This is a genomic window from Amycolatopsis nigrescens CSC17Ta-90 (assembly GCF_000384315.1).
In the GTDB taxonomy this organism is placed as follows: Bacteria; Actinomycetota; Actinomycetes; order Mycobacteriales; family Pseudonocardiaceae; genus Amycolatopsis; species Amycolatopsis nigrescens.
Window position 1 is genome coordinate 4492713 of the sequence record NZ_ARVW01000001.1, and the last position, 23571, is coordinate 4516283.

The following is a 23571-nucleotide window of genomic DNA, read 5'->3' on the forward strand; positions in this document are numbered from 1 at the left end:
TCACTGCCCCTCCTTGATGGTCTGCACCACGGCCTCGGCGAAGTTCGCGGCGGCCTTGCAGACATCCTTGCCAGGCCGGTCGGTCAGGCGAACGACGAAGATCGACTTGTCGGAAATCCCCACGGCCATCTCGCAGGCGCCCTGGGCGCGCTGATCCACCAGGCCGTTGTAAACGGCCGGGTAGCCGTCCACCTCGGTGGGCACGAAATAGCCTTTGCTGTAGACGTTGGCGTCATTGAGCGCGTAGGCGTTGTTCAAGCCGTTTTCGACTTTGGGAATGTAGGACACGCCAGCTCCGATCGCGCCGTTCGCGCCGAACGTCCAGCCGCAGCCCACCCCGTCTTCCGACTGGGTCGGCCTGCCCGACCCTTGGACACCGAAATTCTGCAATCGTGCCTGACTCAGGCTGGTACAGGGATCCGTGGCGAATTTCGACGCGTCCAAGGGGTTCGCTACGCGCGGCGCCTTGCTGTTCCCGGTACTCGGGAGCGACTGGCCTGTCGAACCGGCGGCCGACGGTTGTGCTCCCGGCGTACCGGGCGCCTCCTGAGAGCAGCCGGTCAGAACGAGTAGTGCCACACCGACGCCCGCCGCGCCCGCGTGAGCCTTGCTCAGTCGCACAGTCATATCCCTAGTCGTAGAGCCGTTGCCGGAAGCGTCACTCGTAAAGGCCGCCGGCCGTGTTTTCTTCCTGCTGGACGTAGGTCCCGTTGGCCTTCTTCAGTGCGTCGATGTAGTTCCGTGCGTATTCCGCCATCTTCATGTTGTGTTCGACGGCGGCGGCGATCGAAGACAGCGTGGCCTGCACTTGTTGTTGTGCTGGTTGATCGTGCGATGGCGCCTTGAGCGCGTTCGCCGACTGCTGAAGCTTCTCGCCGTCGGACTGCAGGTCATCGCGGAGCTGTTCCCATTGGGCGATCTTGGCGGTGAGGACCTCGGGGTCGAACTGGTAGCCGCCGGGGCCCTGTGCGCCACCGCCACCGTGGGCCGTGTTCTCCCAAGGGCGGGGACCATCGGTGACTCGCCGCATTTCTTGGTAGCGCGCCTCGAGGGTGTCCTTCTCGATTTCGGCTTTGGCCTGTGCTTCGCGCTCTGAAGCGGATAGCTTTGCCTGTGGTGGAACGGCTTCGGGCCGCGCGCCCGTGGTCGACTGCCCGCCGAGTGCGCCCGGCCGAAAGTCGTCGCCCGCAGTAACCATCCGCCGTGCTCCCTCACCCCTGGTAGTCACTGGCGAGCTGAGGGTATCGCAATGGCCGTCGCCTCAGGGGCAGTTTCCTCAATTTCCCCAATGCAAGTTGCAGAATTTTTTTACCCACGCCATTCGAGTGAAGATCGTTGGTTAGGGTGGTCGGGGAGTTGCGGAAAGAACAGGAGTTCGACTTATGCCGGTACGGGACGCCGAGGTGCAGGATCTGGAGGAGATCTGCGCGCTGATCGAGGAGCACGCCCGTTACGAGGGCAACGACACCCTGGTGCTGGACCGGGCGGAGATGACGAAGCATCTGTTCGGGCCGGAGCCCAAGGCGTGGGTGCTGCTTTCGGAGCCGCCGGACCAGCCGGGCCAGGTCGCCGGGTTCGCGTTCTGCTCGTGGAACTTCTCCACCTGGGAGGCACGGCCGGGCATCTGGCTCGACGATCTGTTCATTCGTCCGGAGTACCGCCGATACGGGCTGGGTGCCGAGCTGCTGAACGCGCTGCGTAACCGGACTTCGGGCCGGGTGGAGTGGGACATGCAAGACGGGAACGAGAAGGCCGAGGCCTTCTACGCCCAGCTCGGCGCGGAGCCGGTACCAGGCTGGACGCGCTATCGGTGGCGGCCTAGTTAGGCAATGCTACGGCCGGTCGGTGGCTGGCCGTATCGTAGGACTCATGTCCGAGACTTCCAGCCGGCGCTCGTCCTCCATCGAGGACTACATCCGGGCGATCTACGGGTTGGTGGAGCGCGGTGAGGCGGTCACCAACACGTCGCTGGCGGGACGGCTCGAGGTCAGCCCGTCCTCCGCGTCGGGCATGGTCACCAAGCTCTCCCAGCTCGGCCTGGTCACGCACGTGCCGTATCGCGGTATCGAGCTGACCGCCGAGGGCACCCAGCTCGCGCACGGGGTGCTGCGCCGGCACCGGCTGATCGAGACCTACCTGGTGCAGCACCTCGGCTACACCTGGGACGAGGTGCACGCCGAGGCCGACGCGCTGGAGCACGTGGTGTCCGACCGGCTGGTCGCGCGGATCGCGGCCAAGCTGGGCAACCCGGTGCGTGATCCGCACGGCGACCCGATCCCGGCCGCGGACGGCAGCGTGGAGGAGGAGCCCGCCAGGCTGCTGGACGAGCTCCAGCCCGGCGCGATCGGCGAGATCGTGCGGGTCTGGGACACCGATCCCGACCTGCTGCGCTACCTGTCCGAGCATGCGATCGGCCTCGGCGAGCGGATCGAGGTGCTGGAGCGGCAGCCGTTCGGCGGGCCGATCGTGGTCAAGGTCGGCGCCGAGCCGGACGCGGCCACGCACGCGCTCGGCAAGGCGATCGCGCAGGCGCTCAGCGTCGCCGTGCGCTAGTCGTCCATTGTGGACAATCGCGGACTTGGGCCGGCGGTGCGGTATTTCCCGTCCGGCCGGGGATTCCGGTTCCTGTGCACGGTCCGGCAGCCGGACCGAACCCTTCCGTTCCCGCGGTGGTCGGCTTACGCTCTGATCCGGTCCACCTCTTCTGGAGCGAGCATGAGCGGCCGGCGCACCCGCATCCGTCCAGCGGTCGAACAGGAACTCGGGCTGCTGCTCGCCACCGGCCCGTTCGAGGCCGCCCTTCGCGCCGCGATCAAGGCCAGGGGCCTTGGGCTGGAACGGATCCGCTACCGGCTGCTGAGCCGGGGCAGCTCGTTGAGCGTGGCCACCCTGAGCCACTGGCAGTCCGGCCGCTGCCGTCCCGAGCGCCCCGACTCCTTGCGGGCGCTGGCGAATCTCGAAGAGATCCTCGACCTCCCGCCCACTTCCCTCTCCCGCCTCCTCCGACGTCCGTGAAGGTGCCCTTCACGGACTGGTGAGGGAAGTGAGGGCGGAGTGGAGGTGGGTGAGGGACGAGGTCAGGTGGGGAAGGGTGAGGGGATCGGGGGCGGAGAGGGCGGCTAGGCGTTCGGGTTCCGAGTCGCCGTAGAGCAGGCTGCTGGCCACCCGGAAGCGCAGGGCGGCGGGATCGTCGCCGAACTCGGTCCCGGCCAGCACGCCGACCCCGGCGGTGGTCAGCAGGTGCTCGGCCAGCTCGGCGCCAGTGCGCGGGCCGAGTGACGCGCGCAGCGGCTCGAAGTCCGGGTAGAGGTAGAACCCGCCCCGCGGCGCGCGGCAGCTCGCTCCCGCCGCGACGAACTCGGCGTGCACCGCCTCGACCACCGTCCGGTGCAGCCTGCGGCTCGCGTCGATCCTGGCCACCACTTCGGGCGGCTCGGCCAGCGCGTAGGCGGCCACGGACTGCATCGGGCCGGGCAGGCTGGACCAGATTTCGCTGGCCACGCCGATCAGCTCGCCGCGCAGCTCCCGGCCGAACGGCCCGTCCGGCACCCGCGCGAAGCCGATCCGGTAGCCGCCGAGCGCCAGGCTCTTGCTCAGCCCGCCGGTGATCACCGTCCGCTCCGGCAGATCCCGCGCCGGGCTGCGCACCGGGCCGCCGTCGTGCCGCAGGTCGCGGTAGATCTCGTCGGAGACGATCACCAGGCCGTGCCGGTCGGCGACCGCGCAGACCCGCCGGACCAGTTCCGCCGGCGCGACGGTGCCGGTCGGGTTGTCCGGCAGCGTCAGGATCAGGACGCCGGGGTTCGCGCCGTCGCGGCGGGCTCGGGTCAGCGTGCGGTCCAGTTCGTCTGGGTCGGGCACGCCGCCGGCCTCTGCCGGAATCGGCACGCTCAGCACCCGTTTGCCGGCCAGCGCGGCCTGTGCGGCGTAGCTGACCCAGCACGGCCGCGGCAGCACGAGATCGCCGGGCAGTGCGGTGAGCAGGGCGAAGAGCAGCGGTTTGCTACCGGGGGCGAACAGCAGCTGATCGGCGCCGGTGGGCAGGTCGCGGCGGGTGAAGTAGCCGGCCGCCGCCTCGCGCGCTTCGACCGAACCCGCGACCGGGCCGTAGGCGTTGCGGTGCGCGGATTCGGCGAGCACGCCCGCGATCTCGGGCAGCACCGGCAGGCCCGCTTCGCCGAAGCCGAGGTGCAGCACCTGTTCGCCGGCCGCCCGCTTGGCGCGCAGCCGTTCGTCGATGGCCAGGGTCGCCGAATGCCGGACCGCCATACCGCCTCCAGTGCAGGTCTACTTGCTTTTCGAAGCTACAATGCAAGCCGACTTGCATCAACCGAGAGGAGTGCTGTGCGCGCGGTCGTCATCCAGGAGTACGGCGTCCTGCCCGAGCTGCGCGAGGTGCCCGACCCCGTACCCACGGCCGCCGGGGTGGTGGTCCGGGTCGAGGCCACCGGGGTGTGCCGCAGCGACTGGCACTCCTGGCAGGGCCATGACGCCGAGGTGACCCTGCCGCACGTGGCCGGGCACGAGCTGGCCGGCCACGTGCTCGCCTGCGGGCCGGACGTGCGGCGCTGGCAGCCGGGCGACCGGGTCACCGTGCCGTTCGTCTGCGCCTGCGGGAGCTGTGCCGAGTGCGCGAGCGGCAACCAGCAGATCTGCGATCGCCAGTTCCAGCCGGGCGCCACGCACTGGGGCTCGTTCGCCGAACTGGTCGCGCTGGACGCGGCGGACGTCAACCTGGTCCGGCTGCCGGATTCGCTCGGCTCGGTGGCGGCCGCCGCGCTGGGCTGCCGGTTCGGCACCGCCTACCGCGCGGTGCTGCGCCAAGGCGCGGTGCGGCCGGGGCAGTGGGTCGCGGTGTACGGCTGCGGTGGCGCCGGGATCTCAGCGGTGCTGCTGGCCGCCGCGGCAGGGGCGCGGGTGGTGGCGGTCGATCTGTCCGCGGGCGCCCGTGCGCTGGCGACCGAATTCGGCGCGGTGGCCACGATCGACGCCGGTGCGGTGGCCGATCCGGCGGCCGAGGTCCGCGAGCTGACCGGTGGCGGTGCGCACCTCTCGCTGGACTGCGTCGGACTGCCCGGTACCTGCGCCGCTTCGGTGGCGAGCCTGCGCAAGCGCGGCAGGCACGTCCAGGTCGGGCTGATGCCGCCGGCGCAGGGGGTGCCGCCGATCCCGATGCACCGGGTGATCAGCCACGAGCTGCAACTGCTCGGCAGCCACGGCGTGCAGGCGCACGAGTACCCGGAGATGCTGAGCCTGGTCGAGCACGCCGGGCTGGACCTCGATGCGTTCGTCGGCGAACGGATCTCGCTGGACGAGGTGCCGGCCGCGCTGGCCAGGATGAACGATCCGGTGCCGGCGGTGGCCGGGGTGACCGTGGTCGAGATCGGCCGGTGATGGCGCCGAGAAGCTATCCCGAACTGGCCGGGTTGCTGCGTGCCCGGCTGCCGAAGCTGGCCGCCGGGCAGCGCCGGATCGCGGACCTGCTGCTGTCCGATCCGGAGGGCACCGCGTTCCGCAGCATCTCCGCGACCGCGAAACTGGCCGGGGTGCACGAGTCCTCGCTGGTCCGGTTCGCCGGCTCGCTCGGCCTGTCCGGTTATCCGGCGCTGGTCGAGCTGTGCCGCGCCCAGCTCGCCGAGCAGGCGCAGTTGCTGCGGCGGTTCGACCAGACCCAGCTGGCCGACGTGGCGGGCCAGGACCAGCGCAACCTCGCCCGCACCTTCGCGATGATCGATCCCGATGGGTGGCAGCGGGTGGCCGCGCTGCTCGCCGACGCGCCCGCGGTGCACGTGATCGGCCTGCGCAAGTGCTTCTCCGTCGCGTACCTGCTGAGCTACCTGCTGCACCTGGTCCGGCCGCGGGTGCGTCAGCTCGCCGCGGCCGGCGGCACCCTTGCCGACGAGCTGCGTGATCTCGGCGAAGGTGACGTGCTGGTGGCGATTTCCATCCACCGGTACACCGCGGACACCGTGCGCGCGCTCGCCCATGCCCGGCGGCGCGGGCTGCACACGGTGGCACTGACCGACAACGCCGGTTCGCCACTGGCGGAACATGCCGGGCACACGCTGTACGTGGAGACCGCGGGCGGCACGCTGCTGCGCTCGCTGACCGGGTTCACCGCGCTGGTGCAGGCCATGGCCACCGAGGTCGCGGTGCACCTCGGCGACGATGGTCGGTCCGAACTGGGCGCCGACGAGCGGTTGCTCGACGAGTTCGGCGTGTACTTCGGCTGATCTTCGGGGTTACCCTGGCGGTGTGGTGCGATTCCACGGTGTGGCCGGATAGCCGGCCGGTTCCGCCGTCGTGGCGGAACGACCCGGTGCGATTCCGGGGCCAAGCGGTGACACCCCGCCCCTCGGCCCGCTGTCGCCGGGCCCTCATGGGACAGGCGTCGAAAGCGTGAGGGTGGAAAAATCGTGTTCACCGGACGTATTGCGGAAATCGGTGCGGTCGAGTCCTTCGACGAAGAAGTGGTGCGGATCTACGCGGCCAAGGTCGCCGCGGTGGTCGGTGACGGCGGCGCGGTGGGGGTGAACGGGGTCCGGCTGACCGCGCGGCCGGTCGGCGACGGGCTGCTGGAGGCGACGGTGACCGCGGAAACGCGGCGTCGTTCCACCTTCGACGCGCTGGCCGTTGGTGATCGGGTGAACGTGGAGGCGCCGCTGGTCGTCGGGGAGCCGCTGGACGGTCACCTGGTCCAGGGTTATGTGGACGCGGTCGGCAAGGTGGCCAGGGTGGACGAGGAGCCGGGCGGCTGCCGCCGGGTGTGGATCCGGCCGCCGGCGCGGGTGCTGGACGGACTGGTGGCCAAGGGGCCGGTCGCGCTGGACGGGGTCAGCGTGACCGTCGCCGAAGTGCTGCGGGACCGATTTTCCGTGGTGCTGCTGCCGATCACCCTGAGTTCGTCTACTTTGGACAGGCTGCGGCCCGGTACGAGGGTGAACCTGGAGCTGGATCTGGTGGCGCGCTTGGTGGCGCGGCACCCCGACGGCGCGGCCGACGGCCTGGACCGGGTGGTTGCCGGGCTGCCGTGGGCCGGCGCGCTCAGTGGCAGTGCGGGCGTGCAGAAGGTGGTGCGCACCCTCGCCGCCGGTGGCGGGGTGCTGGTCTGGGACCCGGAGACCGAGGGCGAGGGCGACGTGATCTTCGCCGGGGCCAGGATCCGGCCAGAGGCGTTCACCTTCCTGCTGACCAGGGTGTACGGGCATCCGGCCGTGCCCTGCTCGGCGGAAGTGCTGCGGCGACTGGAGATTCCGCCCGCGCCGGGTCAGGGTGACCGGCAGGGCACCGCGTTCCACGCCCCGGTGGACCTGGCCGCGGCCACCGGTACCGGGGTTTCCTCGGCCGAGCGCGCGGCCACCGTGCGCAAGCTCGCGGACCCGTCGGCCCGGCCGTCGGATTTCATCGGGCCAGGGCACGTCTCGCCGATCAGCGCCAGGCCGGGCTTGCTCGCCGAGCGGATGGGGCACACCGAGGCGACTGTCGCGCTGTGCGAAGCAGCCGGGTTGCCGCCGGTCGGGGTGTGCAGCGAGGTGATGAACGCCGACGGCACCATGGCGGGCGCGGCCGATCTGGAGATCGCGGCGCTGCGGTGGGGAATGCCGCTGGTCGACATCGCGGACCTTCGCAGTTGGCTCTGAAGGTTGAGTGTGGGACTCGGAGGGGGTGGGTGTGGGACTCGCGGTTAGGGGATGATGCGGCGTTTGCGGAGGTCGTCGAAGATGTGGTGGAACATGGACTCGGTCTCGACGTACTCGTGGAAGCCGGCGCGCCGGGCTTTCGAGCCGTCCGCGATCATGTCGTAGTCCCAGGAGAACACGCCGTCACCGAAGGCCCAGGACGACACTTCGCGGTAGGAATTCGGTTCCAGGCCGTACTTTTCGACCATCGACCGCCACAGGGGTTCCTTGTCGGCCATCACCACTTCCAGCGACATCGGCAGCGGCGGCGCCACCTCCAGGTCGAAGTAGCGGGCGATCTTCGGCCACATTTCGCTCCAGCGGAACAGGTCGCCGTTGTTGATGTTGAACGCCTGGTTCGCCGCGGCGGGATCGGTGCCGGCCCAAACGGCCGCCTTGGCCAGCAGGCCGGCGTCGGTCATCTCCAGCAGGGAGTCGTATGCGGCGGGTTTGCCGGGAAAACGCAGCGGCAGGCCGAGCTCCTTGGAAATGGTGGCATACACCGCGATCGCCATGCCAAGGTTCATCGGGTTGCCCAGCGCGAAACCGCCGACCACCGACGGCCGCAGCGCGGACCAGGTCCACGCCTTGCCCAACTGGCGCCGCTCCAGGAACTCCTGCTGGTCCACATTGAACTCCGGCGGCATGTGCGCCGCGTCGTCCTCCCTGGCCGGCGTCTTGAACGGGCCGAGGTGCGCGCCGTAGACCTTGTAGCCCTGCATCAGGTTCACGTGCCGCAGGCCCGGTGCGACCGGCTCGATCGCGTCCACCACGTTGACCAGCATGGCCAGGTTCGGCGGCACCAGCTCGGCCCAGCTCGGCCGCTCCTGGTAGGCCGCGTAGAAAACATGCGTGACGTCGGTGAGACCAGCCAGCTTCGCCCGGGTGTCGGCCGCGTCGAGCAGATCGACCGAGACGTACCGCAGCCGCTCGCCGTCCTCGCCGCCGCGCCGGGAGAGCCCGACGACCTGCCAGTCCCCGAGGCCGACCAGGTGGTCGATCAGGTTGCGGCCGATGATCCCGTTGGCGCCCACCACGAGGGCGACCTTCCGCGTACTCATGCCGACGACTTTGCCGCCGGCCGAGAGATAAGTCCAAGTCTTGTTTCGACTGGTTGCCATAAGATTTGCTCATGACGACCTTGCGGCAGCTGGAGTACCTGGTCACTGTGGTGGACGAGGGCTCCTTCACCCGCGCGGCCGAGCAGCTGCACGTCACGCAGCCCGCCCTTTCGCACCAGGTGCGTGCCTTGGAGCGGGCGGTGGGCGGGCCGCTGCTGGAACGGCTGCCGCGTTCGGTCCGGCTAACCCCGATGGGCAGGGCGATGCTGCCGCACGCACGCGCCGCGCTGGCCGACGCCGAACGCGCCGGGGTCGCCGCCAGGCAGGCGTCCGGGCTGGCCGCCGGCGAACTGAGCATCGCCACCGTCTACTCGGTGACCCTCGGCGTGCTGCCGCCCGCACTGCGCGCGTGGCGGCGATCGCATCCGGGTGTCCACATCAGACTGTTCGAGCACCGGCACGCGGACGAGCTGCGGGCCGCGATGACCGCCGGGCAGGCGGATCTCGCGGTCGGGCCGGAGCCTGCCGACTGGGACGGAGCGGCGAGGACGCTCGGTGTGGAGGAGTTCGCCGTGCTGCTGCCCGCCGGTGACCGGTCCGCCGGCCGCGGGCCGCGCCTGGATCTCGCCGTGCTCGCCGACCGCGAGTGGGTGCACTACGCACCGGGCAACGGCCTCGCCGACGTGCTGGAGCAGGCCTGCGCGGCCGCCGGTTTCCAGCCGGCGGCCGCGATCCGGACCGAGCAGACCGCCGCCGCGCCGGTGCTCGCGTCGGCCGGGCTCGGGCCGGCGCTGGTGCCGGCGAACGTGATTCCGCCGCGGTTCGACGGCGAGGTGCGCTGGCCGGACCCGCCGGTCCGGCGCGGCCTGGCCGCCTACACCCGCGGCACGCCGGATCCGCTCACCGCGGCCTTCGTCGAACTGCTGGCGGAAAAAGCCAGCCTGGACTAATTGTCCAGACTGGACATAGTATCCAGGAATGGCGGAGATCTGGGCCCCGATCGGCGCGGCCATCGCGCGGCTGCTCGGGCCGCAGGCGGAGGTCGTGGTGCACGACCCGGTGACCGACCGCGTGCTGGCCATCTGGAACCCGATGTCCCGGCGCGGCCCCGGCGACCCGTCGCTGCTCGGCGAGCTGGACACGATGACGCCCGACGAATCCGGGGTCTACGGCCCGTACCAGAAGCTGCTGCCCGACGGGCGGCGGCTGTCCTCGGTCAGCGCGGTGGTCTCCGACGACGAGGGCAGTCCGATCTTCGTGCTCTGCGTCAACCTGGACCGCACCCCGTTCGAGCAGGCCGCCGAGCTGCTGTCCGCGTTCGCCGCGCCGGTGACCGAACGGCCGAAGGTGCTGTTCGAGCACGACTGGACCGAGCGGATCAACCAGGTGGTCGGCGGATACGTCCGCGAACACGGCCGCCAGGCCGGGCAGCTCACCAGGGAGGACCGGCTGAGCGTGCTGGCCGAGCTGGACCGGCTCGGCGTGTTCGACGTCCGCCGCGCGGCCCCGCTCGTCGCGCGGGCGCTGCGGATCTCCCGTTCCGGCTTGTACGCCCTGCTCGCCGAACTTCGTGACCAGAGGAGTGACCGATGACCGTGCTGCCGGGGTTCAAGGTGGAGGAGTACTTCGCCCGCTGGGAGTTCGTCGCCCGCCACCACCTGACCGCTTCCGACGCGCAGAGCATGGGATTGGCCGAACTGCTCGAACTGGCCGAGCCCGAGGACCGCCGCCGCTGGGACGAACTGGAGCTCGGCTACACCGAGACGACGGGTGATCCCGCGCTGCGCGAGGCGATCGCGGACACCTACGACGTGGCCGGCGCCGGTGACGTGATCTGCTTCGCCGGCGCGGAAGAGGGGTTGTACCTGGCCATGCGGGTGCTGCTCGGGCCTTCGGACCACGCGGTGGTGCTCACCCCGAACTACCAGTCGGCGGAGACCGTGCCGCTGTCGCTGTGCGAGGTCACCGGGGTGGCGCTGGACCCGGCCGCGGACTGGGCGTTGGACCTGGACGCGGTGCTCGCCGCGCTGCGCCCGAACACCCGGCTGGTGTCGATCAACTTTCCCAACAACCCCACCGGAAAGGTGATCGAGGAGGGCCAGCTCCGGCGGCTGGTGGAGATCTGCGACGAGCGCGGCATCCACCTGTTCAGCGACGAGGTGCACCGCGGCCTCGAACGCGATCCCGCGCGCACCCTGCCGCAGGCCGCGGACCTTTCCCGGCGGGCGCTTTCGCTGAACGTGATGTCCAAGTCGCTCGGCCTGCCCGGTCTGCGCGTGGGCTGGATCGCCTGCCGCGACCCGGAACTGGTGGCCAGGCTGGAACGGGCCAAGCACTACACCACCATCTGCAACTCGGCGCCGAGCGAGTTGCTGGCGTTGATCGCGCTCAAGGCACGCGCGTCGATCCTGCGTCGCAACCGCGGCATCATCGACGCCAACCTGCCGCTGTTCGGCGAGTTCTTCGCCGGTTTCCCGGAGCTGTTCGAGTGGTCCGTGCCCGACGGCAGCTGCGTGGCCTATCCGCGTTATCTCGGCGAAGACGGGGTGGAGGCGTTCTGCACGGCACTGGTCGAGCAGGCCGGAGTGCTGTTGCTGCCGGCCAGCAAGTTCTGCTCCGCGCTCACGACGACACCGGCGGACCGGTTCCGGATCGGCTTCGGCCGCCGCGACCCTTCGCCGGCGCTGGAGGCGTTCGCCGGCTGGTTGCGTCGTTCAGAACGCCGCTCAGATCTTTGAGCCGAGCCGCCGCACCAGCCGGTCCCGCTCGGCCCACACGTCGACCTGCAGCCGGCGCAGCCGCAACTCGGCCTGCCGCCGCACCTCCACCGCGAACAGCGGCTGGTACCACGGCAGCAGCACCCACAGCTCCACGCTCAGCTCCAGCCTGCCCAGCTCGTGCAGGCGCGACAGCACCGGTTCCGGCTCACTGGCCAGCACGACCCGGCGCGCCGCCTCGACCGCGCCGTGCTCGGCGAGCATGCCGCGGAACAGGGTGGCGTGCTGGCCCAGCCTGCCGAGCTCGAGGATGGCCCGGCGCATGTCGTCGCTGAACCGCTTGCCGAGCTCGACGAGCTCCTTCGGTTCGGCCATGCCTCCCCCTTCCTCGGTACCGGCCCCAGTTCACCGCAAGGGTCGGTTACAGGTCGATACCGGCGGGGGTGTCGTTACAACACGTTGACGGTAGGAGGCCGGCGCCGCCGGAAGGGTGCAGCGGATCCGGCCATCCGGCAGGCGAACGGAACGGGCGCCGCGGCCTAGCCTGGTCGCCATGAAAAGAATCCTGGTCGCGGTGCTCGGCGCGGCCGCCCTGCTCGGTGTCTCCGCCCCGGCTTCCGCGAGCACGCTGGAGGAGCGGAAGTTCACCGGATACGGCACCAGCAAGGTCGGTCTCGCCCTGTACTTCGCCCGCCTGGACGCCAGGGGACAGGCGGACCGGGCCGGGTTCCCCGACTGCGAGGAGTACTTCAAGTTCGAGGTCTCCCCCTACGACGCGACGGTCTTCTGGCGCTGCACCCGTTGACGGGCATGGCACCGTGGCGGGATGAGCGACGGGGTACGGCTCACCTTCGCCGGATCGGGTGACGCTTTCGGCAGTGGCGGGCGGTTCCAGGCCTGCCTGCACCTGGCCAGGGCGGCCGGCCCGCCGGTGCTGCTGGACTGCGGGGCCACCTCGCTGGTCGCGCTCAAGCGGCTCGGCCTGGAGCCGAACGAACTGGCCGCGGTGCTGGTGTCGCACCTGCACGGCGACCACTTCGGCGGGCTGCCGTTCCTGGTGCTGGACGGCCAGTTCCGCGGCCGCACCCGGCCGCTGCTGGTTGCCGGGCCGGTGGGCCTCGCCGAACGGCTGCACCAGGCGATGGAGGTCTACTACCCCGGTTCTTCTTCGGTGCGGCGGAAATTCGACGTGCGGGTGCTGGAGATTCCGGGCGGGACAACGGTGGACGTCGCCGGGATCGGCGTGTCCGCCTGGGAGCTGGCGCATCCCAGCGGTGCGCCGCCGCTCGGTTTCCGGCTCGAGGTGGACGGGATCGCGATCGGCTACACCGGGGACACCGCGTGGACCGAGGCGATCGTCGAGCTCGCCGCCGGGACCGGCCTGCTCGTCGCGGAGTCCTACTACGCGGACAAGGACATTCCGCATCACCTGAACCATCGGACGCTGGCCGAGCGGCGCGATCGGCTCGCCACCGCGCGGATCGTGCTCACCCACATGTCGCAGGACATGCTCGACGCCGGGTCGTCCCTGTTCGAGCTGGCCGAGGACGGCATGGTGCTGGAGCTCTAGGCCAGCATCGCGGGGTCGAGGCCGAGCAGTTCACGCAGCGCGGTCTCCCCGGCCGGGGTGACCCGGATCGCCCGGGTGGAGCCGGTCCGCCTGACCCAGCCGTTCTGCTGGAACCGGAGGCAGAGGTGCGCGCCGGCGACCCCGGCGAGGTGGGTCCGGCGCTCGGTCCAGTCCAGGCAGGCGCGGGCGACCGGGCGACGGCCGCCGCGGAGTGCGGCGGGGTCGGCGCCGAGCGGGCCGGTGAGCCAGGCCGCGCCGTCCTCGGTGAGCGCGAAACCGTCGGTCTGGTTGAGCAGGCCGGCGTCGGTCATCGCGTCCGTGATGGCGACGCCGAGCCGTCCGGCGAGATGGTCGTAACAGGTCCGGCCCCTGGCCAGCGCCGCGGCCGCGGTGGCCGAGCGCAGGTTCTTCGGTTCGCCCCGCACCGGGCCGAGATGCGCCACCAGGCCCTCCACCAGCTCGGCGACCTGCGGACTCGCCAGCTGCACATAGCGATGGCGGCCCTGGCGCCGTTCGGCTAGCAGGCCGCCGGCGAGCAACCGGTTGAGGTGCTCGGTGGCGGTGGACGGCGCGACCCGCGCGTGCGCGGCGAGCTCGCCCGCGGTCCACGCCCTGCCGTCGAGCAGGGCGAGGCAGAACTCGGCGCGGGTGTTGTCCGCGAGCAGTCCGGCCAGCTTCGCCAACTCGGCGGCACGCGTACTCATGCCCTCATTCTGCCCCTGGTCGTTTCGGTACGCGCCGAAACGATCGCGGCATACGGTGCCGGTATGCAGACGACAACGACGGTGATCGACGGCCGGACCGAGGTGCTGGCCGCGCTCACCGATCCGGACTACGCGGTGCCTGCACCACCGGATGCGGCCGAGGGCATCGGCTGGCTTCGCGCACAGGTCGCCAGGTTCAGCGCTGGTCCGGAGCACCATCGGAGGCGCGCGCTGGCCGTCGCCGCGTTGGACCGGGTGCCGCCCGCATCGCTGCGCGCCCGCGCCTTCCGGCTGACCCGCTCGCCCGACGCGGCCCGCGTGCTGCCGGTCCGGTTGCTCGCCGACGCACTCGGCCTACCGGGAGTCCGGCCGGAGGCGGTGGCCGTGGTGGCGGCCGCCTACCACCCGCACACCGACGGCGGACCGGCCGCGGACCTGGCGGTGGCCGAGTTGGTGCGGGCCTGCGGCGGCCTGGCGGACGAGGAAACCGCGGCCTTGATCGGGTTGCTGGTGCAGGCGTTCGCGGCGACCGAGGGCCTGGTGCGCAACGCGCTGAGCCGCGACCGCGAGGAGACCGCGGAACGGCTCGTCGCCGAGACCGTGCTGGCCGACCCGCCGGTTCGCCGGACAAGGCGGGTGCACGCGGGCGCGGTCGTCGAGCTGGACCTCGCCGGTGCCGGGCTCGGCTTCGGTGCGGGCGAGCACGCCTGCCCGGGCCGGGAGCACGCGCTGGCCATCGCGGCCGGGATCGTGGCGGCGCTGCGATGAGCACCTTCCACGAACTGCACGCCATCGGCACCACGTGACGCGCGGAGACCGACCAGAAGTCCAGTATGGACAGATCGGGTTGGGTGCATCGCGGCTTCGGATGAGCCGGGCAGGTTAGAGTTCGCGGGTATGGGTAAGGACAAGGTGTCTCGGGAATTGAACTACGGCGGCGGCCGTCAGGTGGTGCCGGAGCTGGTGGGGCTGAGTGCCGGGGCGGCGCTGTCCGCCGCGACCGCGGCCGAGGTGCCCGTCGTGGCCGCGGGGCCTGGGGACGATCCGCGCCCGTTGCGCGCCGGGCAGGGCGTGGTCGTGCGGCAGCAGCCGGCCGGGGGCGACTTTCTCGGCACCGCGAACTGGGTGATGGTGTGGACCGGCCAGGACGCCCCGGCCGGATAGCAGGACGTCGGGATGAGTGAGGAGCAGCCGGATGGCGAAGCAGCACCAGTACGAGCTTTCCGTGGAGTGGACCGGGAACCGGGGCACCGGCACCAGCGGCTACCGGGATTTCGACCGGGCGCACGAGATCAGGGCCGAGGGCAAACCGGCCATCGCCGCGTCGTCCGATCCCGCCCTGCGCGGTGACCGCACGCGCTGGAACCCGGAGGAACTGCTGGTCGCCGCGTTGTCCGAGTGTCACATGCTGTGGTACCTGCACCTCGCGGCCAGCGCCGGGATCGTGGTCACCGGCTATCTGGACGAGCCGGTCGGCACCATGGTGATGACCGGGCAGAGCGGCCAGTTCACCGAGGTCGTGCTGCGGCCGAAGATCACGCTGGCGGACCCGGCCGAGGCGGAGAAGGCGGACGCGCTGCACACCGACGCGCACGCGAACTGCTTCATCGCCCGCTCGGTGAACTTCCCGGTGTCCCACCAGGCGAGCTACCGGTAAAGCTGCCGCCCATCAGGCCGTGAGCAGCGTGGGGTTGCCCAAACTATGGTATATGGCATACTCCTGAGCCATGACCGAGACTGTGACCACCGAACTGCGCGGGCACGTGCTGCTGATCGGGCTGAACCGGCCGGCCAAGCTCAACGCCTTCGACGTCGCCATGCTCGAAGAGCTCAGTGCCGCCTACGGCAGGCTGGAGTCGGACGAAGACGCCTGGGTCGGCGTGCTCTTCGCGCACGGCGACCACTTCACCGCCGGGCTGGACCTGGCCAACGTGGCGGCCAAGCTGGCGGGTGAAGGCACCCTGTACCGCGAGGACCAGGTCGACCCGTGGGGCGTGCAGGCCCGGCATCGCACCAAGCCGCTGGTCGCGGCCGCCCATGGCCGGTGCCTGACCCTTGGCATCGAGCTGCTGCTGGCCGCCGACATCCGGATCGCGGCCGAGGACACCCGGTTCGCCCAGCTCGAGGTGCAACGCGGGATCTATCCGTTCGGCGGGGCCACCATCCGGTTCCCCAGGACGGCGGGCTGGGGGGACGCGATGCGCTGGATGCTCACCGGCGACGAGTTCGACGCGGCCGAGGCGCACCGGATGGGCCTGGTGCAGGAGGTCGTGCCGCCGGGATGGCAGGTGGACCGGGCGGTGGAGCTGGCGACCCGGATCGCCGAACGGTCCGCGCCGATCGGGGTGCGGGCCACCCTGGCCTCCGCCCGGCGCGCGGTGCTCGAAGGTGAGCGGGCCGCGGCCGGTGAGCTGGTCGGCGACGTGGTCTCGCTGTTCTCCACCGAGGACGCCCAGGAAGGGGTCAAGTCCTTTGTGGAACGTCGCTCAGCGCGGTTTGTCAATAAGTAGTCCTGCGGCAACTCGGCGGCAGTTTCCTCGGAAATATCCGCGCATTTAACCGATAATCTGAGGAATGTTTGTTTTCGAGCCGGCGCGAAGTTCGGTTGGTCATTTCCGACCGCCCGCCGATGCCGGTTTGCTACCGGCCGGAAGGGTCGCCGGTGCGCCTGCCGAGCCTGGTCAGCCAGCCCGCCCGCGCCGGATGCTGGACCTGGGCAGCGGGTTCCCGCAGTGCCGCTCCCGGCGGTGCCGATGAGCCGCGCAGTGCCCGTTCGCGCAGCTCATAGAGCTCGTAGAGATCCCCGTCGCAGCGGCGTGACAGCAACTCCAGCAACTGGCGCCGTGGCACGGCCTGGCCGGCGAAGAAGCGGTGCAGCGCGGTGAGGCTGTGGTGCACGTCCTCGTCCGCGGCCAGTTGCCGCAGGCTCAACCCCCGCCGGTCCAGCAATGCGCGCAACCGTGCGGCCAGTTCTCGATTCGCATGGGGCAGGTCGTCCGCGAGCGGCTTCCAATGCGCCCTGCTCATGCTCCCCCTCCGAAGCCGATGTGCGGAAACACGGTTCACGGCGATCTCTCCTCCCGGGAGGGTGCCGGAACCGGCCAATACACACGGACAGTACTACCGCGGGTCGGATCTGTCCCAACCCTTGAAAGAAATGCGTCGATTAGCTGTACGGAAACGGCTGTGTGCCACATTTAGGTTCAGCCATCAGGGCGGCGTACCGGAGTAGTACGCCGATATGTTCGTGCCGTACCGAAAGAAAAGGCCGTGGCCGCCGCTAATCGCGATCATCGGCGTGCGCCTGCCGAACTCGCGGGCCGGGCGTTCCGTCTTCTGTTCCACCGCAACCGGTTGCCGCAGCCAGCTTACCTGGAACGTTTCGAAACGTTCGGAAACGTTCCCGGCCGCTCGACGGCTCTTGCCGCGCCGGTAGCCGTGGCCGGAGTGTGCGGAGGCCGGTTTTTCCGGCAAGCGATTTGAGAGGAGGGAAAGCAAATGACGAAGCGTACCTATGAGACTCCGGTCCTGGTGAGCGCTGGTTCCTTCGCGCGTCGGACCGGTTCCGGCAGCCCGAAGGCGGCCCGTGACCCGTTCGGCCGCAGGTGGCTGCCGTGACGGCTGTGCACGTCTGAGGCGGGGTGCGGCCGGCCAGGATCCGCCGGCCCGCCCCGTTTTCCGCTGGAGATCCACCGCAGACAGAGCCGACAGGGGAGGTCGAGGTGACCGGGAAGCCGAGCACTCGGGAAGAAGCGTGGTTCGTGGCTCTGCCGGACCACCCCGGCGCCGCGGCCGCGAGCGAAACCTTGGCCTCGCTCGCGACTTGCACCGTGGCCCATCCCTCCGGCAGGCCGTGGCTGGCCGGGAACTGGGCGGACGACGAGCTGACGGTGGCCGGGGCCGGCCGGACCAAGCTGGCCGTTTTCGGTTGCTGCCCGGCGACCGAGGTCGAGCTGACCGCGATGGCGGCGAAGGCGCGCACCGTGGCGGACCTCGACCGGCCCGCCGGCACCATGGCGGGCAGCTTCCATCTTCTCTCCACTGTGGACGGTGAGCTGCGGGTGCAGGGCAGCGCCTCCGGCCTACGGCGGGTCTGCACCACCCGGCTGAACGGGGTGGCGGTGGCCGCCGACCGGGCCGACCTGCTGGCCACCCTGACCGGCGCCGGGCTGGACGAGCGGCTGCTCGGGATCCGGCTGCTGACCTGCCCGCCGTACCCGCTGGACGATCTTTCGCCTTGGCAGAGCGTGGAAATCGTGCCCGACGGCAGTTATTTCGCGATCGGCAGGGACGGCCGCGCCCGCACCGTCCGCTGGTGGCACCCGCCCGAGCCGGTCGAGTCGCTGGCCGACGGCGCGACCGCCCTGCGCGACGCGCTCACCGCCGCGGTGCACGCCCGCACCCGGCACGGCGGCACCGTCACCTGCGACCTGTCCGGCGGCCTTGACTCCACGCCGCTGTGCTTCCTCGCCGCGGACAGCGGCGCCGAGCTGGTCGCCTGCACGACCGTGTTCCGCGACCAGATCGGCGACGACCTCGCCTGGGCGGACCTCGCCGCGAAGCACCTGCCAGGGGTGGAGCGCGAGCTGATCGCCGTCGAGGACCTGCCCCGGCCGGTGGAGGGCCTCGCGGACATCGGAGTGCCGCTGGAGCAGCCGTTCCTGAACGCGTTCCAGACCGGGCTGGTCACCGCGATGGCCGAGCGGCTGGCCGCGCGCGGTTCGCGGGTGCACCTGACCGGGCACGGCGGGGACGAGGTGGTGCAGGGCTGGCCCGGGTTCCTGCACACGCTGGCGCGCGGCAAGCCCCTGCTGGCGGGCCAATACCTGCGCGCGTACCGGGCACTGTTCCACTGGCCGCGATCGGTGGTGCTGCGCGAGCTGGCGGACCGGCGGTGCTACCGGCAATGGCTGGCGGACAGCGCGCGCGAGCTGCACGGCGCGCCGATCTCCGCGGCCTTCCCGCCGCTCGGCTGGGAGATCCCGGGCAGGCTGCCGGACTGGGCGAGCCAGGACGCGGTGCGGACCGTCGGCGGGCTGATCTCCGGCGCCGCCGAAACCGCCGAGCCGCTGGCCCCTACCAGGGGGCAGCACGGCACGCTGGTGTCGATCCGCAACTCCGCCCGCGCGCACCGGATGCTGCGCCGGGTGCTGGCCGGGTCCGGTGTCCGGTACGAAGCGCCCTACCTGGACGACCGGGTGCTGGAGGCCTGCCTTTCGGTGCGCGAGCACGAACGCACCACGCCGTGGCGGTTCAAGCCGCTGACCGTGGCGGCCATGCGCGGGGTGCTGCCCGACGAGCTGCTCCGGCGCAACACCAAGGGCACCCCGACCGTCGACGAGTACCAGGGCTACCGCCGCAACCGCGCGGACGTGCTCGCGCTGTGGGAGGACTCGCGGCTGGTCCGGCTCGGGCTGGTGGACGCCGGGCGGATCCGCGCCGCGTGCACTGCGCCCGACCCGTACGACGTGCGGCAGACCGCGGTGCTGGACACCGCGGCCGTCGAACTTTGGCTCCGCGCCGTGCAGAAACGGCCGGAGAAGGCGACTACCTGAGGGAGGGCGGGTCATGCGGCTACACGAGCACGTGTCCATCGCGGAGACCGAGGACAACGTGGTGCTGCTGGACGAACGGGCCGGGCAGTACTGGCAGCTCAACCCCACCGGTGCGCTGGCGCTGCGCACCGTGCTCGACGGCGGCACGACCGAGCAGGCCGTGCTGGCGCTGACCGAGCAGTACGAGATCGACGCGGACCGGGCCGCCGAGGACGTCACGGCCCTGCTGACCAGCCTGCGCGACGCGGGGCTGGTGATCGCGTGACCACCCCGCTGGTGATCCACCGCGATCGCGCCGGCATCCCGCTGTCGCGCCGGGCTGCGGCGCACTGCGCGGCCGGTGCCGGGCGCCTGCTGGCCAAGCTGCCGCCTCGGCACCTGCGCACCGTGCTGTCGAAACTCCGTGCCGGTGCCGCCCCGGCGAACCAGGAGCAGGCCGGTTCCGCGCTGGCCGCGGTGGTCGCGGTGAGCGTGGTCTGCGCCGGGCAGGGCTGCCTGCCGAGGTCGATCGCCACCGCGTTGCTGTGCCGCGCGCGCGGGGTGTGGCCGACCTGGTGCGTCGGCGTCCGGGTGGAGCCGTTCTACGCGCACGCCTGGGTGGAGGCCGAGGGCACGATGGTCGGCGAGCGGTTCCCGAAGGAGTACTTCCGGGTGCTGATGAGCGTGCCGCCGCGGCGGGCCGGATGAGCGTGACCGAGCAGGTCGGGCCGGCGCCGCCGGACACCGCGCCGCGCCGGGTGGGGCTGCGGGACCTGGCGCGCACCGCCACCGGGCACGGCCGTGCGGTGTCCGCCGCGATGGTGCTCACCCTGGCCGGTTCCGGGCTGCGGCTGCTGCAGCCGGTGCTGGCGATGCGCACGATCGAGGCCACCGGCGCGCAGCAGGACGTGCGGCTGCTGCTCGCCGGGCTGATCGCGTTGTTCATCAGCCAGGCCGCCGTCGACTGCGTCGCGCACTACCTGCTCGAACGCACCAGCGAGGGCATCGTGCTGGGGCTGCGGCTCGGCCTGATCGCCAGGTTGCTCGGCCTGCGGATGCGGGTCTACGACCGGCACCGGCTCGGTGACCTGATCTCCAGGGCCAGCACCGACACCACCCTGCTGCGGGACGTGGTCGCGTTCGGCTTCGTCGACGTGGCCACCGGCAGCGTGGCGATCGTGGGCGCGGTGGCGATGATGATCTGGCTGGACTGGGCGCTTTTCGCGATCGTGGTGCTGACCGTGGCGGTGGCCGCCGCGGTGGTCGCCACCGTGCTGAGCAGGATCAGGGTGGCCACCGAACGCGCGCAGGCCAGCGTCGGCGTGATGACCGCGGACCTGGAACGGGCGATGGCGGGCACCAGGACGGTACGGGCCAGCCGGGCGGAGGAACGCGAGACCGCCCGTATTTCCGGGCACGCGCGCGACGCCTACGAGTCCGGTGTGCGGGTGGCGAAGCTGAGCGCGGTGACAAGCCCGGCCATCGAGCTCGCGGTCAACGGCTCGCTGATCCTGGTGCTGGTGGTGGGCGGCATCCGGGCCGCCGACGGCGCGCTCTCGCTCGGCGAGCTGGTCGGTTTCCTGCTCTACCTGACCTATCTGGTGGTGCCGCTGGCCGGCCTGTTCACCTCGGCCAGCGCGGTGCAGAAGGGCCTCGGCGCGCTGCAGCGGATCAGCGACGCGATGGCGCTGCCGACCGAACCGGTGGACCGGGAGGTGCGCGCCAGTGCCCGCCCGCGGTCGCTGGCGCCCGCGTTGGAGTTCACCAGGGTGAGCTTCTCCTACGACGAACGGCCGGTGCTGCGGGACGTCTCCTTCTGGGTGCCGCCGAAGACGAGCGTGGCGCTGGTGGGGCAGTCCGGGGCCGGCAAGTCGACGATCTTCGCGCTGATCGAGCGGTTCTACGAGCCGGACCGCGGCCGGATCGCCATCGACGGTGCGGACATCCACACCGAGCTCGGCCTGCGGGACTGCCGCGCCAGGATCGGGCTGGTCGAGCAGCACGCGCCGCTGCTGCACGGCAGCCTGCGCGAGAACCTGGTCTACGCCGCGCCTTCGGCTTCCGAGGACGAGCTGCGCCGGGTGGTGCGGCTGGTGAACCTGGACGGGCTGGTCGCCAAGCTGCCGGACGGGCTGGACACCGCGGTGGGCGAGCGCGGCACCCTGCTCTCCGGCGGGGAGCGGCAGCGGGTCGCGATCGCGCGGGCGCTGCTGCCGAGGCCGAGCCTGCTGCTGCTGGACGAGCCGACGTCGCAGCTGGACGCGGTCAACGAGGCCGCGCTGAGCAGGGCGATCGACCAGGTGTCGCTGGAGTGCTCGCTGCTGATCATCGCGCACCGGATCTCCACGGCCAGGCTGGCCGATCGGATTCTGGTGCTGGAACAGGGCAGCCTGGTCGCCGCGGGCACGCACGAGGAGCTGGTGGCGACCAGCCCGGTGTACCGGGATCTCGCGGCCGGTGAACTGCTGGGAGGCGGAGATGGCTGAGTCCTGGTTCGTGGTGCTGCCGGACCGCGCGGCCGCCGGGGCCGTCGCCGACGCGCTGGACGTGACGCGGATGGTGCCGCACGCGTCCGGGCGGCCGTGGCTGCTCGGCCGGTGGGCGGCGGACGAGATCCGGCTCGTCGAGCGCGGACCGGACCGGCTGGCGCTGCTGGGCCCCTGCGCGGCGCAAGTACCCGAGCCGGACCGGCCGGGGGAGCTGGACCGGGTGGCCGCCGCGCTGCCGGGCAGCCTGCACCTGGCCGCGAGCACGGCGGGCACGGTCCGCGTGCAGGGCACCGTTTCCGGGCTGCGGCGGGTGTTCCGCGCGCGGGTGGGCGGGGTGCCGGTGGCCGCGGACAGGGCCGATGTGCTCGCCGCGCTGACCAGGTCCACTGTGGACGAAGAGGTGCTCGCGCTGTACCTGCTGGGCATGGTGCCGCATCCGCTGCTCGGCACGCCGCCGTGGCGGCGGGTGCACGCCGTGCCGCCGGACTGCTGGTACCGGCTGGACGCCGACGGCGGCGATCGGGTGCTGCGCTGGTGGCATCCGCCCGAACCGGTGCTCTCGCTGGCCGAGGGCGCCGGGCGGCTGCGGGCCGCGCTGAGCACCGCGGTCGGCCTGCGCACCGCGGCGGGCGGCACGGTGACCGCCGACCTGTCCGGCGGCCTGGACTCCACCCCGCTGTGTTTCCTGGCCGCCCGCGGCCCGGCCAGGGTCGTGTACTTCACCACCGGCGGCCGGAATCCCGGCGACGACGACCTGTACTGGGCCGAGCGTGCCGTGCGCGAACTCGGCGACGCCGAGCACGACGTGCTGCCGCCCGAGCTGCTTTCCCCGCCGTACCAAGACATTCTGCGCGCCGACGTGCCGATGGACGAACCGCTCGCCGCGGCCGCCGAACTGGCGCGGGCGGTCCAGCTCGGCACCAGGCTGGCCAGCCACCGGCCGCGGCTGCACCTGACCGGCCGGGGTGGGGACGAGGTGCTGGTGGTCTGGGAGCAGTACCTGAACGACCTGGTCCGCCGCCGTCCGCTGCGCGCGCTCGGCCACGCGCGGGGCTACCGCTCGGTGTTCGGCTGGCCGGTCGGCGCGACCCTGCGCGCGCTCGCCGACCGCCGCGGCTACCGCGACTGGATCGCTACGGAGGCCACCAGGCTGACCGCCGCCCAGCCGCCGCGCAACCGTCCGTCGGACGGCTGGGCACCACCGCTGCGGCTGCCGGCCTGGACGACCGGCGAGACCGTGGAAGCCGTGCGGAATCTGTTGCTGGACAACGCGAACGAGCCGCTGGACGGCCGACGCGGGCGGCACGTGACGTTGCAGGCGCTGCGGCACGCGGCCTACGAGTTCCGGCTCGGGGAGCAGGTGCTGGCCAGGTCCGGGGTTCGCGTGGCGTCGCCGTACCTGGACGACCGGGTGGTGGAGGCGTGCCTGGCCGTGCGAAGCGACGAGCTCAGCACCCCGTGGCGGCACAAACCGCTGATCGCCGAGGCGATGCGCGGGATCGTGCCGGACGCGGTGTTCGGCCGCACCACCAAGGCGGAGACTTCAGCGGACCTGTACGTCGGGCTTCGGCGGCACCGCGGCGAACTCCTGGAGCTGTTCTCGGATTCGTGGCTGGCCGGTGCCGGACTCGTCGACCCGGCCGCGTTGCGCGCGTTCTTCCAGCTGCCACTGGGATCCGTGCACGACATGGCCGGCGCCTGGCAGACCATCGCGGCCGAGCTGTGGCTGCGCCGGGTGGCGGGTGGAACCGAAGGAAAGGGCATTCTCGTTCCGAAAGCCAGGATTCTGTCGGGCCCCTCCGGATAGTGGACGCAAA

Annotated in this window: 29 protein-coding genes; 21 read left to right on the forward strand and 8 right to left on the reverse strand. The window is 71.5% G+C overall.

Annotated elements, in window-relative coordinates; translation table 11 throughout:
• Together AMYNI_RS48230 and AMYNI_RS49150 are read right to left on the reverse strand one after the other, a co-directional pair.
• A complete protein-coding gene (locus AMYNI_RS48230) occupies positions 1-621 on the reverse strand; it encodes a DUF3558 domain-containing protein (RefSeq protein ID WP_169515761.1) in 621 nt (206 codons plus the stop codon).
• Between the two features lie 37 nt (positions 622-658).
• Positions 659-1198 carry a hypothetical protein gene (locus AMYNI_RS49150; RefSeq protein WP_157357432.1) on the reverse strand — a complete coding sequence of 180 codons (540 nt, stop codon included), beginning with the start codon at positions 1196-1198 and terminating at the stop codon, positions 659-661.
• 184 nt (positions 1199-1382) lie between these two features.
• Here AMYNI_RS49150 and AMYNI_RS0121315 point away from each other — a divergent pair, with 184 nt between their 5' ends.
• The 3 genes from AMYNI_RS0121315 to AMYNI_RS0121325 all read left to right on the forward strand — a co-directional run bounded on the left by AMYNI_RS0121315 (position 1383) and on the right by AMYNI_RS0121325 (position 3015).
• Positions 1383-1826: a GNAT family N-acetyltransferase gene (locus tag AMYNI_RS0121315; protein WP_020670083.1), complete on the forward strand. Its 444-nt coding sequence runs from the start codon at positions 1383-1385 to the stop codon at positions 1824-1826.
• A 43-nt stretch (positions 1827-1869) separates the two neighbouring features.
• The gene (locus tag AMYNI_RS0121320) at positions 1870-2553 is read left to right on the forward strand and encodes a metal-dependent transcriptional regulator (RefSeq protein ID WP_020670084.1); all 684 of its coding nucleotides are present in this window, start codon (positions 1870-1872) and stop codon (positions 2551-2553) included.
• Between the two features lie 162 nt (positions 2554-2715).
• Complete coding sequence (locus tag AMYNI_RS0121325; RefSeq protein ID WP_020670085.1) at positions 2716-3015, forward strand: transcriptional regulator; 300 nt, start codon at positions 2716-2718, stop codon at positions 3013-3015.
• 9 nt (positions 3016-3024) lie between these two features.
• Here the strand turns inward: AMYNI_RS0121325 and AMYNI_RS0121330 are convergent, their stop codons facing one another.
• Entirely contained in the window at positions 3025-4269 is a 1245-nt protein-coding gene (locus AMYNI_RS0121330) for a pyridoxal phosphate-dependent aminotransferase (protein ID WP_020670086.1), read from the reverse strand.
• Positions 4270-4344: 75 nt separating this feature from the next.
• On the opposite strand from AMYNI_RS0121330, the gene AMYNI_RS0121335 reads away from it, so the two are divergent.
• The 3 genes from AMYNI_RS0121335 (at position 4345) to AMYNI_RS0121345 (ending at position 7640) form a co-directional block, all read left to right on the forward strand.
• Entirely contained in the window at positions 4345-5394 is a 1050-nt protein-coding gene (locus AMYNI_RS0121335; protein WP_020670087.1) for a zinc-dependent alcohol dehydrogenase family protein, read from the forward strand.
• On the forward strand, positions 5394-6233 hold the full coding sequence (locus tag AMYNI_RS0121340; RefSeq protein WP_020670088.1) for a MurR/RpiR family transcriptional regulator: 840 nt from the start codon (positions 5394-5396) through the stop codon (positions 6231-6233). Before AMYNI_RS0121335 ends, AMYNI_RS0121340 begins: the two co-directional genes overlap by 1 nt.
• A 183-nt stretch (positions 6234-6416) precedes the next feature.
• Entirely contained in the window at positions 6417-7640 is a 1224-nt protein-coding gene (locus AMYNI_RS0121345; RefSeq protein WP_020670089.1) for a 3,4-dihydroxy-2-butanone-4-phosphate synthase, read from the forward strand.
• A gap of 44 nt (positions 7641-7684) precedes the next feature.
• On the opposite strand, the gene AMYNI_RS0121350 is transcribed toward AMYNI_RS0121345, so the two are convergent.
• A complete protein-coding gene (locus AMYNI_RS0121350; protein ID WP_026360735.1) occupies positions 7685-8740 on the reverse strand; it encodes an SDR family oxidoreductase in 1056 nt (351 codons plus the stop codon).
• Between the two features lie 71 nt (positions 8741-8811).
• Here AMYNI_RS0121350 and AMYNI_RS0121355 point away from each other — a divergent pair, with 71 nt between their 5' ends.
• The 3 genes from AMYNI_RS0121355 to AMYNI_RS0121365 are packed head-to-tail and all read left to right on the forward strand — an operon-like array spanning position 8812 to position 11478.
• Positions 8812-9690, forward strand: coding sequence for a LysR family transcriptional regulator (locus tag AMYNI_RS0121355; protein ID WP_020670091.1), 879 nt, complete (start codon positions 8812-8814; stop codon positions 9688-9690).
• Positions 9691-9718: 28 nt separating this feature from the next.
• Positions 9719-10333: a helix-turn-helix transcriptional regulator gene (locus AMYNI_RS0121360; RefSeq protein WP_020670092.1), complete on the forward strand. Its 615-nt coding sequence runs from the start codon at positions 9719-9721 to the stop codon at positions 10331-10333.
• A complete protein-coding gene (locus AMYNI_RS0121365) occupies positions 10330-11478 on the forward strand; it encodes an aminotransferase class I/II-fold pyridoxal phosphate-dependent enzyme (protein ID WP_020670093.1) in 1149 nt (382 codons plus the stop codon). Before AMYNI_RS0121360 ends, AMYNI_RS0121365 begins: the two co-directional genes overlap by 4 nt.
• Here the strand turns inward: AMYNI_RS0121365 and AMYNI_RS47345 are convergent.
• Positions 11467-11832 (reverse strand): hypothetical protein, encoded by a 366-nt coding sequence (locus AMYNI_RS47345; RefSeq protein ID WP_020670094.1) that lies wholly within the window; start codon positions 11830-11832, stop codon positions 11467-11469. The two genes, AMYNI_RS0121365 and AMYNI_RS47345, sit on opposite strands and share 12 nt — an antisense overlap.
• 178 nt (positions 11833-12010) lie before the next feature.
• On the opposite strand from AMYNI_RS47345, the gene AMYNI_RS0121375 reads away from it, so the two are divergent.
• Together AMYNI_RS0121375 and AMYNI_RS0121380 are read left to right on the forward strand one after the other, a co-directional pair.
• Positions 12011-12262: a hypothetical protein gene (locus AMYNI_RS0121375; RefSeq protein WP_020670095.1), complete on the forward strand. Its 252-nt coding sequence runs from the start codon at positions 12011-12013 to the stop codon at positions 12260-12262.
• A gap of 21 nt (positions 12263-12283) precedes the next feature.
• Entirely contained in the window at positions 12284-13027 is a 744-nt protein-coding gene (locus tag AMYNI_RS0121380; protein ID WP_020670096.1) for an MBL fold metallo-hydrolase, read from the forward strand.
• Here the strand turns inward: AMYNI_RS0121380 and AMYNI_RS0121385 are convergent.
• On the reverse strand, positions 13024-13731 hold the full coding sequence (locus tag AMYNI_RS0121385) for an ArsR/SmtB family transcription factor (protein ID WP_020670097.1): 708 nt from the start codon (positions 13729-13731) through the stop codon (positions 13024-13026). The two genes, AMYNI_RS0121380 and AMYNI_RS0121385, sit on opposite strands and share 4 nt — an antisense overlap.
• A 63-nt stretch (positions 13732-13794) precedes the next feature.
• Between AMYNI_RS0121385 and AMYNI_RS0121390 the strand changes: the two genes are divergently transcribed.
• From AMYNI_RS0121390 to AMYNI_RS0121405, 4 genes are all read left to right on the forward strand, one after another.
• Positions 13795-14499, forward strand: coding sequence for a hypothetical protein (locus AMYNI_RS0121390; RefSeq protein ID WP_020670098.1), 705 nt, complete (start codon positions 13795-13797; stop codon positions 14497-14499).
• Between the two features lie 129 nt (positions 14500-14628).
• Positions 14629-14895: a hypothetical protein gene (locus tag AMYNI_RS45015; RefSeq protein WP_020670099.1), complete on the forward strand. Its 267-nt coding sequence runs from the start codon at positions 14629-14631 to the stop codon at positions 14893-14895.
• 31 nt (positions 14896-14926) lie between these two features.
• Positions 14927-15388, forward strand: a complete 462-nt coding sequence (locus tag AMYNI_RS0121400; protein WP_020670100.1) for an OsmC family protein — start codon at positions 14927-14929, stop codon at positions 15386-15388.
• A gap of 70 nt (positions 15389-15458) precedes the next feature.
• Entirely contained in the window at positions 15459-16241 is a 783-nt protein-coding gene (locus AMYNI_RS0121405; protein WP_020670101.1) for a crotonase/enoyl-CoA hydratase family protein, read from the forward strand.
• A gap of 130 nt (positions 16242-16371) precedes the next feature.
• On the opposite strand, the gene AMYNI_RS0121410 is transcribed toward AMYNI_RS0121405, so the two are convergent.
• Positions 16372-16758, reverse strand: coding sequence for a helix-turn-helix domain-containing protein (locus tag AMYNI_RS0121410; protein WP_157357433.1), 387 nt, complete (start codon positions 16756-16758; stop codon positions 16372-16374).
• Between the two features lie 183 nt (positions 16759-16941).
• On the reverse strand, positions 16942-17229 hold the full coding sequence (locus tag AMYNI_RS49155) for a hypothetical protein (RefSeq protein ID WP_157357434.1): 288 nt from the start codon (positions 17227-17229) through the stop codon (positions 16942-16944).
• On the opposite strand from AMYNI_RS49155, the gene AMYNI_RS50780 reads away from it, so the two are divergent.
• From AMYNI_RS50780 to AMYNI_RS45020, 6 genes are all read left to right on the forward strand, one after another.
• Complete coding sequence (locus AMYNI_RS50780; RefSeq protein ID WP_020670104.1) at positions 17230-17349, forward strand: keywimysin-related RiPP; 120 nt, start codon at positions 17230-17232, stop codon at positions 17347-17349.
• Between the two features lie 104 nt (positions 17350-17453).
• Positions 17454-19286 carry an asparagine synthase-related protein gene (locus AMYNI_RS0121425; RefSeq protein WP_020670105.1) on the forward strand — a complete coding sequence of 611 codons (1833 nt, stop codon included), beginning with the start codon at positions 17454-17456 and terminating at the stop codon, positions 19284-19286.
• A gap of 13 nt (positions 19287-19299) precedes the next feature.
• Entirely contained in the window at positions 19300-19551 is a 252-nt protein-coding gene (locus AMYNI_RS0121430) for a lasso peptide biosynthesis PqqD family chaperone (protein WP_020670106.1), read from the forward strand.
• Positions 19548-19973 (forward strand): lasso peptide biosynthesis B2 protein, encoded by a 426-nt coding sequence (locus AMYNI_RS0121435; RefSeq protein WP_020670107.1) that lies wholly within the window; start codon positions 19548-19550, stop codon positions 19971-19973. Before AMYNI_RS0121430 ends, AMYNI_RS0121435 begins: the two co-directional genes overlap by 4 nt.
• Positions 19970-21751, forward strand: a complete 1782-nt coding sequence (locus AMYNI_RS0121440; RefSeq protein ID WP_020670108.1) for an ABC transporter ATP-binding protein — start codon at positions 19970-19972, stop codon at positions 21749-21751. The genes AMYNI_RS0121435 and AMYNI_RS0121440 overlap by 4 nt, the downstream gene beginning before the upstream one ends.
• A complete protein-coding gene (locus tag AMYNI_RS45020; protein ID WP_040407150.1) occupies positions 21744-23561 on the forward strand; it encodes an asparagine synthase-related protein in 1818 nt (605 codons plus the stop codon). The genes AMYNI_RS0121440 and AMYNI_RS45020 overlap by 8 nt, the downstream gene beginning before the upstream one ends.
• Positions 23562-23571 lie beyond the last annotated feature (10 nt).

Excerpts from the sequence above, each read along its gene's own strand:
- AMYNI_RS49150 (WP_157357432.1), bottom strand. The coding sequence starts at position 1,198 with ATGGTTACTGCGGGCGACGACTTTCGGCCGGGCGCACTCGGCGGGCAG.
- AMYNI_RS0121315 (WP_020670083.1), top strand. The coding sequence starts at position 1,383 with ATGCCGGTACGGGACGCCGAGGTGCAGGATCTGGAGGAGATCTGCGCG.
- AMYNI_RS0121320 (WP_020670084.1), top strand. The coding sequence starts at position 1,870 with ATGTCCGAGACTTCCAGCCGGCGCTCGTCCTCCATCGAGGACTACATC.
- AMYNI_RS0121325 (WP_020670085.1), top strand. The coding sequence starts at position 2,716 with ATGAGCGGCCGGCGCACCCGCATCCGTCCAGCGGTCGAACAGGAACTC.
- AMYNI_RS0121330 (WP_020670086.1), bottom strand. The coding sequence starts at position 4,269 with ATGGCGGTCCGGCATTCGGCGACCCTGGCCATCGACGAACGGCTGCGC.
- AMYNI_RS0121340 (WP_020670088.1), top strand. The coding sequence starts at position 5,394 with ATGGCGCCGAGAAGCTATCCCGAACTGGCCGGGTTGCTGCGTGCCCGG.
- AMYNI_RS0121350 (WP_026360735.1), bottom strand. The coding sequence starts at position 8,740 with ATGAGTACGCGGAAGGTCGCCCTCGTGGTGGGCGCCAACGGGATCATC.
- AMYNI_RS0121355 (WP_020670091.1), top strand. The coding sequence starts at position 8,812 with ATGACGACCTTGCGGCAGCTGGAGTACCTGGTCACTGTGGTGGACGAG.
- AMYNI_RS0121360 (WP_020670092.1), top strand. The coding sequence starts at position 9,719 with ATGGCGGAGATCTGGGCCCCGATCGGCGCGGCCATCGCGCGGCTGCTC.
- AMYNI_RS0121365 (WP_020670093.1), top strand. The coding sequence starts at position 10,330 with ATGACCGTGCTGCCGGGGTTCAAGGTGGAGGAGTACTTCGCCCGCTGG.
- AMYNI_RS47345 (WP_020670094.1), bottom strand. The coding sequence starts at position 11,832 with ATGGCCGAACCGAAGGAGCTCGTCGAGCTCGGCAAGCGGTTCAGCGAC.
- AMYNI_RS0121375 (WP_020670095.1), top strand. The coding sequence starts at position 12,011 with ATGAAAAGAATCCTGGTCGCGGTGCTCGGCGCGGCCGCCCTGCTCGGT.
- AMYNI_RS0121380 (WP_020670096.1), top strand. The coding sequence starts at position 12,284 with ATGAGCGACGGGGTACGGCTCACCTTCGCCGGATCGGGTGACGCTTTC.
- AMYNI_RS0121385 (WP_020670097.1), bottom strand. The coding sequence starts at position 13,731 with ATGAGTACGCGTGCCGCCGAGTTGGCGAAGCTGGCCGGACTGCTCGCG.
- AMYNI_RS0121390 (WP_020670098.1), top strand. The coding sequence starts at position 13,795 with ATGCAGACGACAACGACGGTGATCGACGGCCGGACCGAGGTGCTGGCC.
- AMYNI_RS45015 (WP_020670099.1), top strand. The coding sequence starts at position 14,629 with ATGGGTAAGGACAAGGTGTCTCGGGAATTGAACTACGGCGGCGGCCGT.
- AMYNI_RS0121400 (WP_020670100.1), top strand. The coding sequence starts at position 14,927 with ATGGCGAAGCAGCACCAGTACGAGCTTTCCGTGGAGTGGACCGGGAAC.
- AMYNI_RS0121405 (WP_020670101.1), top strand. The coding sequence starts at position 15,459 with ATGACCGAGACTGTGACCACCGAACTGCGCGGGCACGTGCTGCTGATC.
- AMYNI_RS0121410 (WP_157357433.1), bottom strand. The coding sequence starts at position 16,758 with ATGAGCAGGGCGCATTGGAAGCCGCTCGCGGACGACCTGCCCCATGCG.
- AMYNI_RS50780 (WP_020670104.1), top strand. The coding sequence starts at position 17,230 with ATGACGAAGCGTACCTATGAGACTCCGGTCCTGGTGAGCGCTGGTTCC.
- AMYNI_RS0121430 (WP_020670106.1), top strand. The coding sequence starts at position 19,300 with ATGCGGCTACACGAGCACGTGTCCATCGCGGAGACCGAGGACAACGTG.
- AMYNI_RS0121440 (WP_020670108.1), top strand. The coding sequence starts at position 19,970 with ATGAGCGTGACCGAGCAGGTCGGGCCGGCGCCGCCGGACACCGCGCCG.
- AMYNI_RS45020 (WP_040407150.1), top strand. The coding sequence starts at position 21,744 with ATGGCTGAGTCCTGGTTCGTGGTGCTGCCGGACCGCGCGGCCGCCGGG.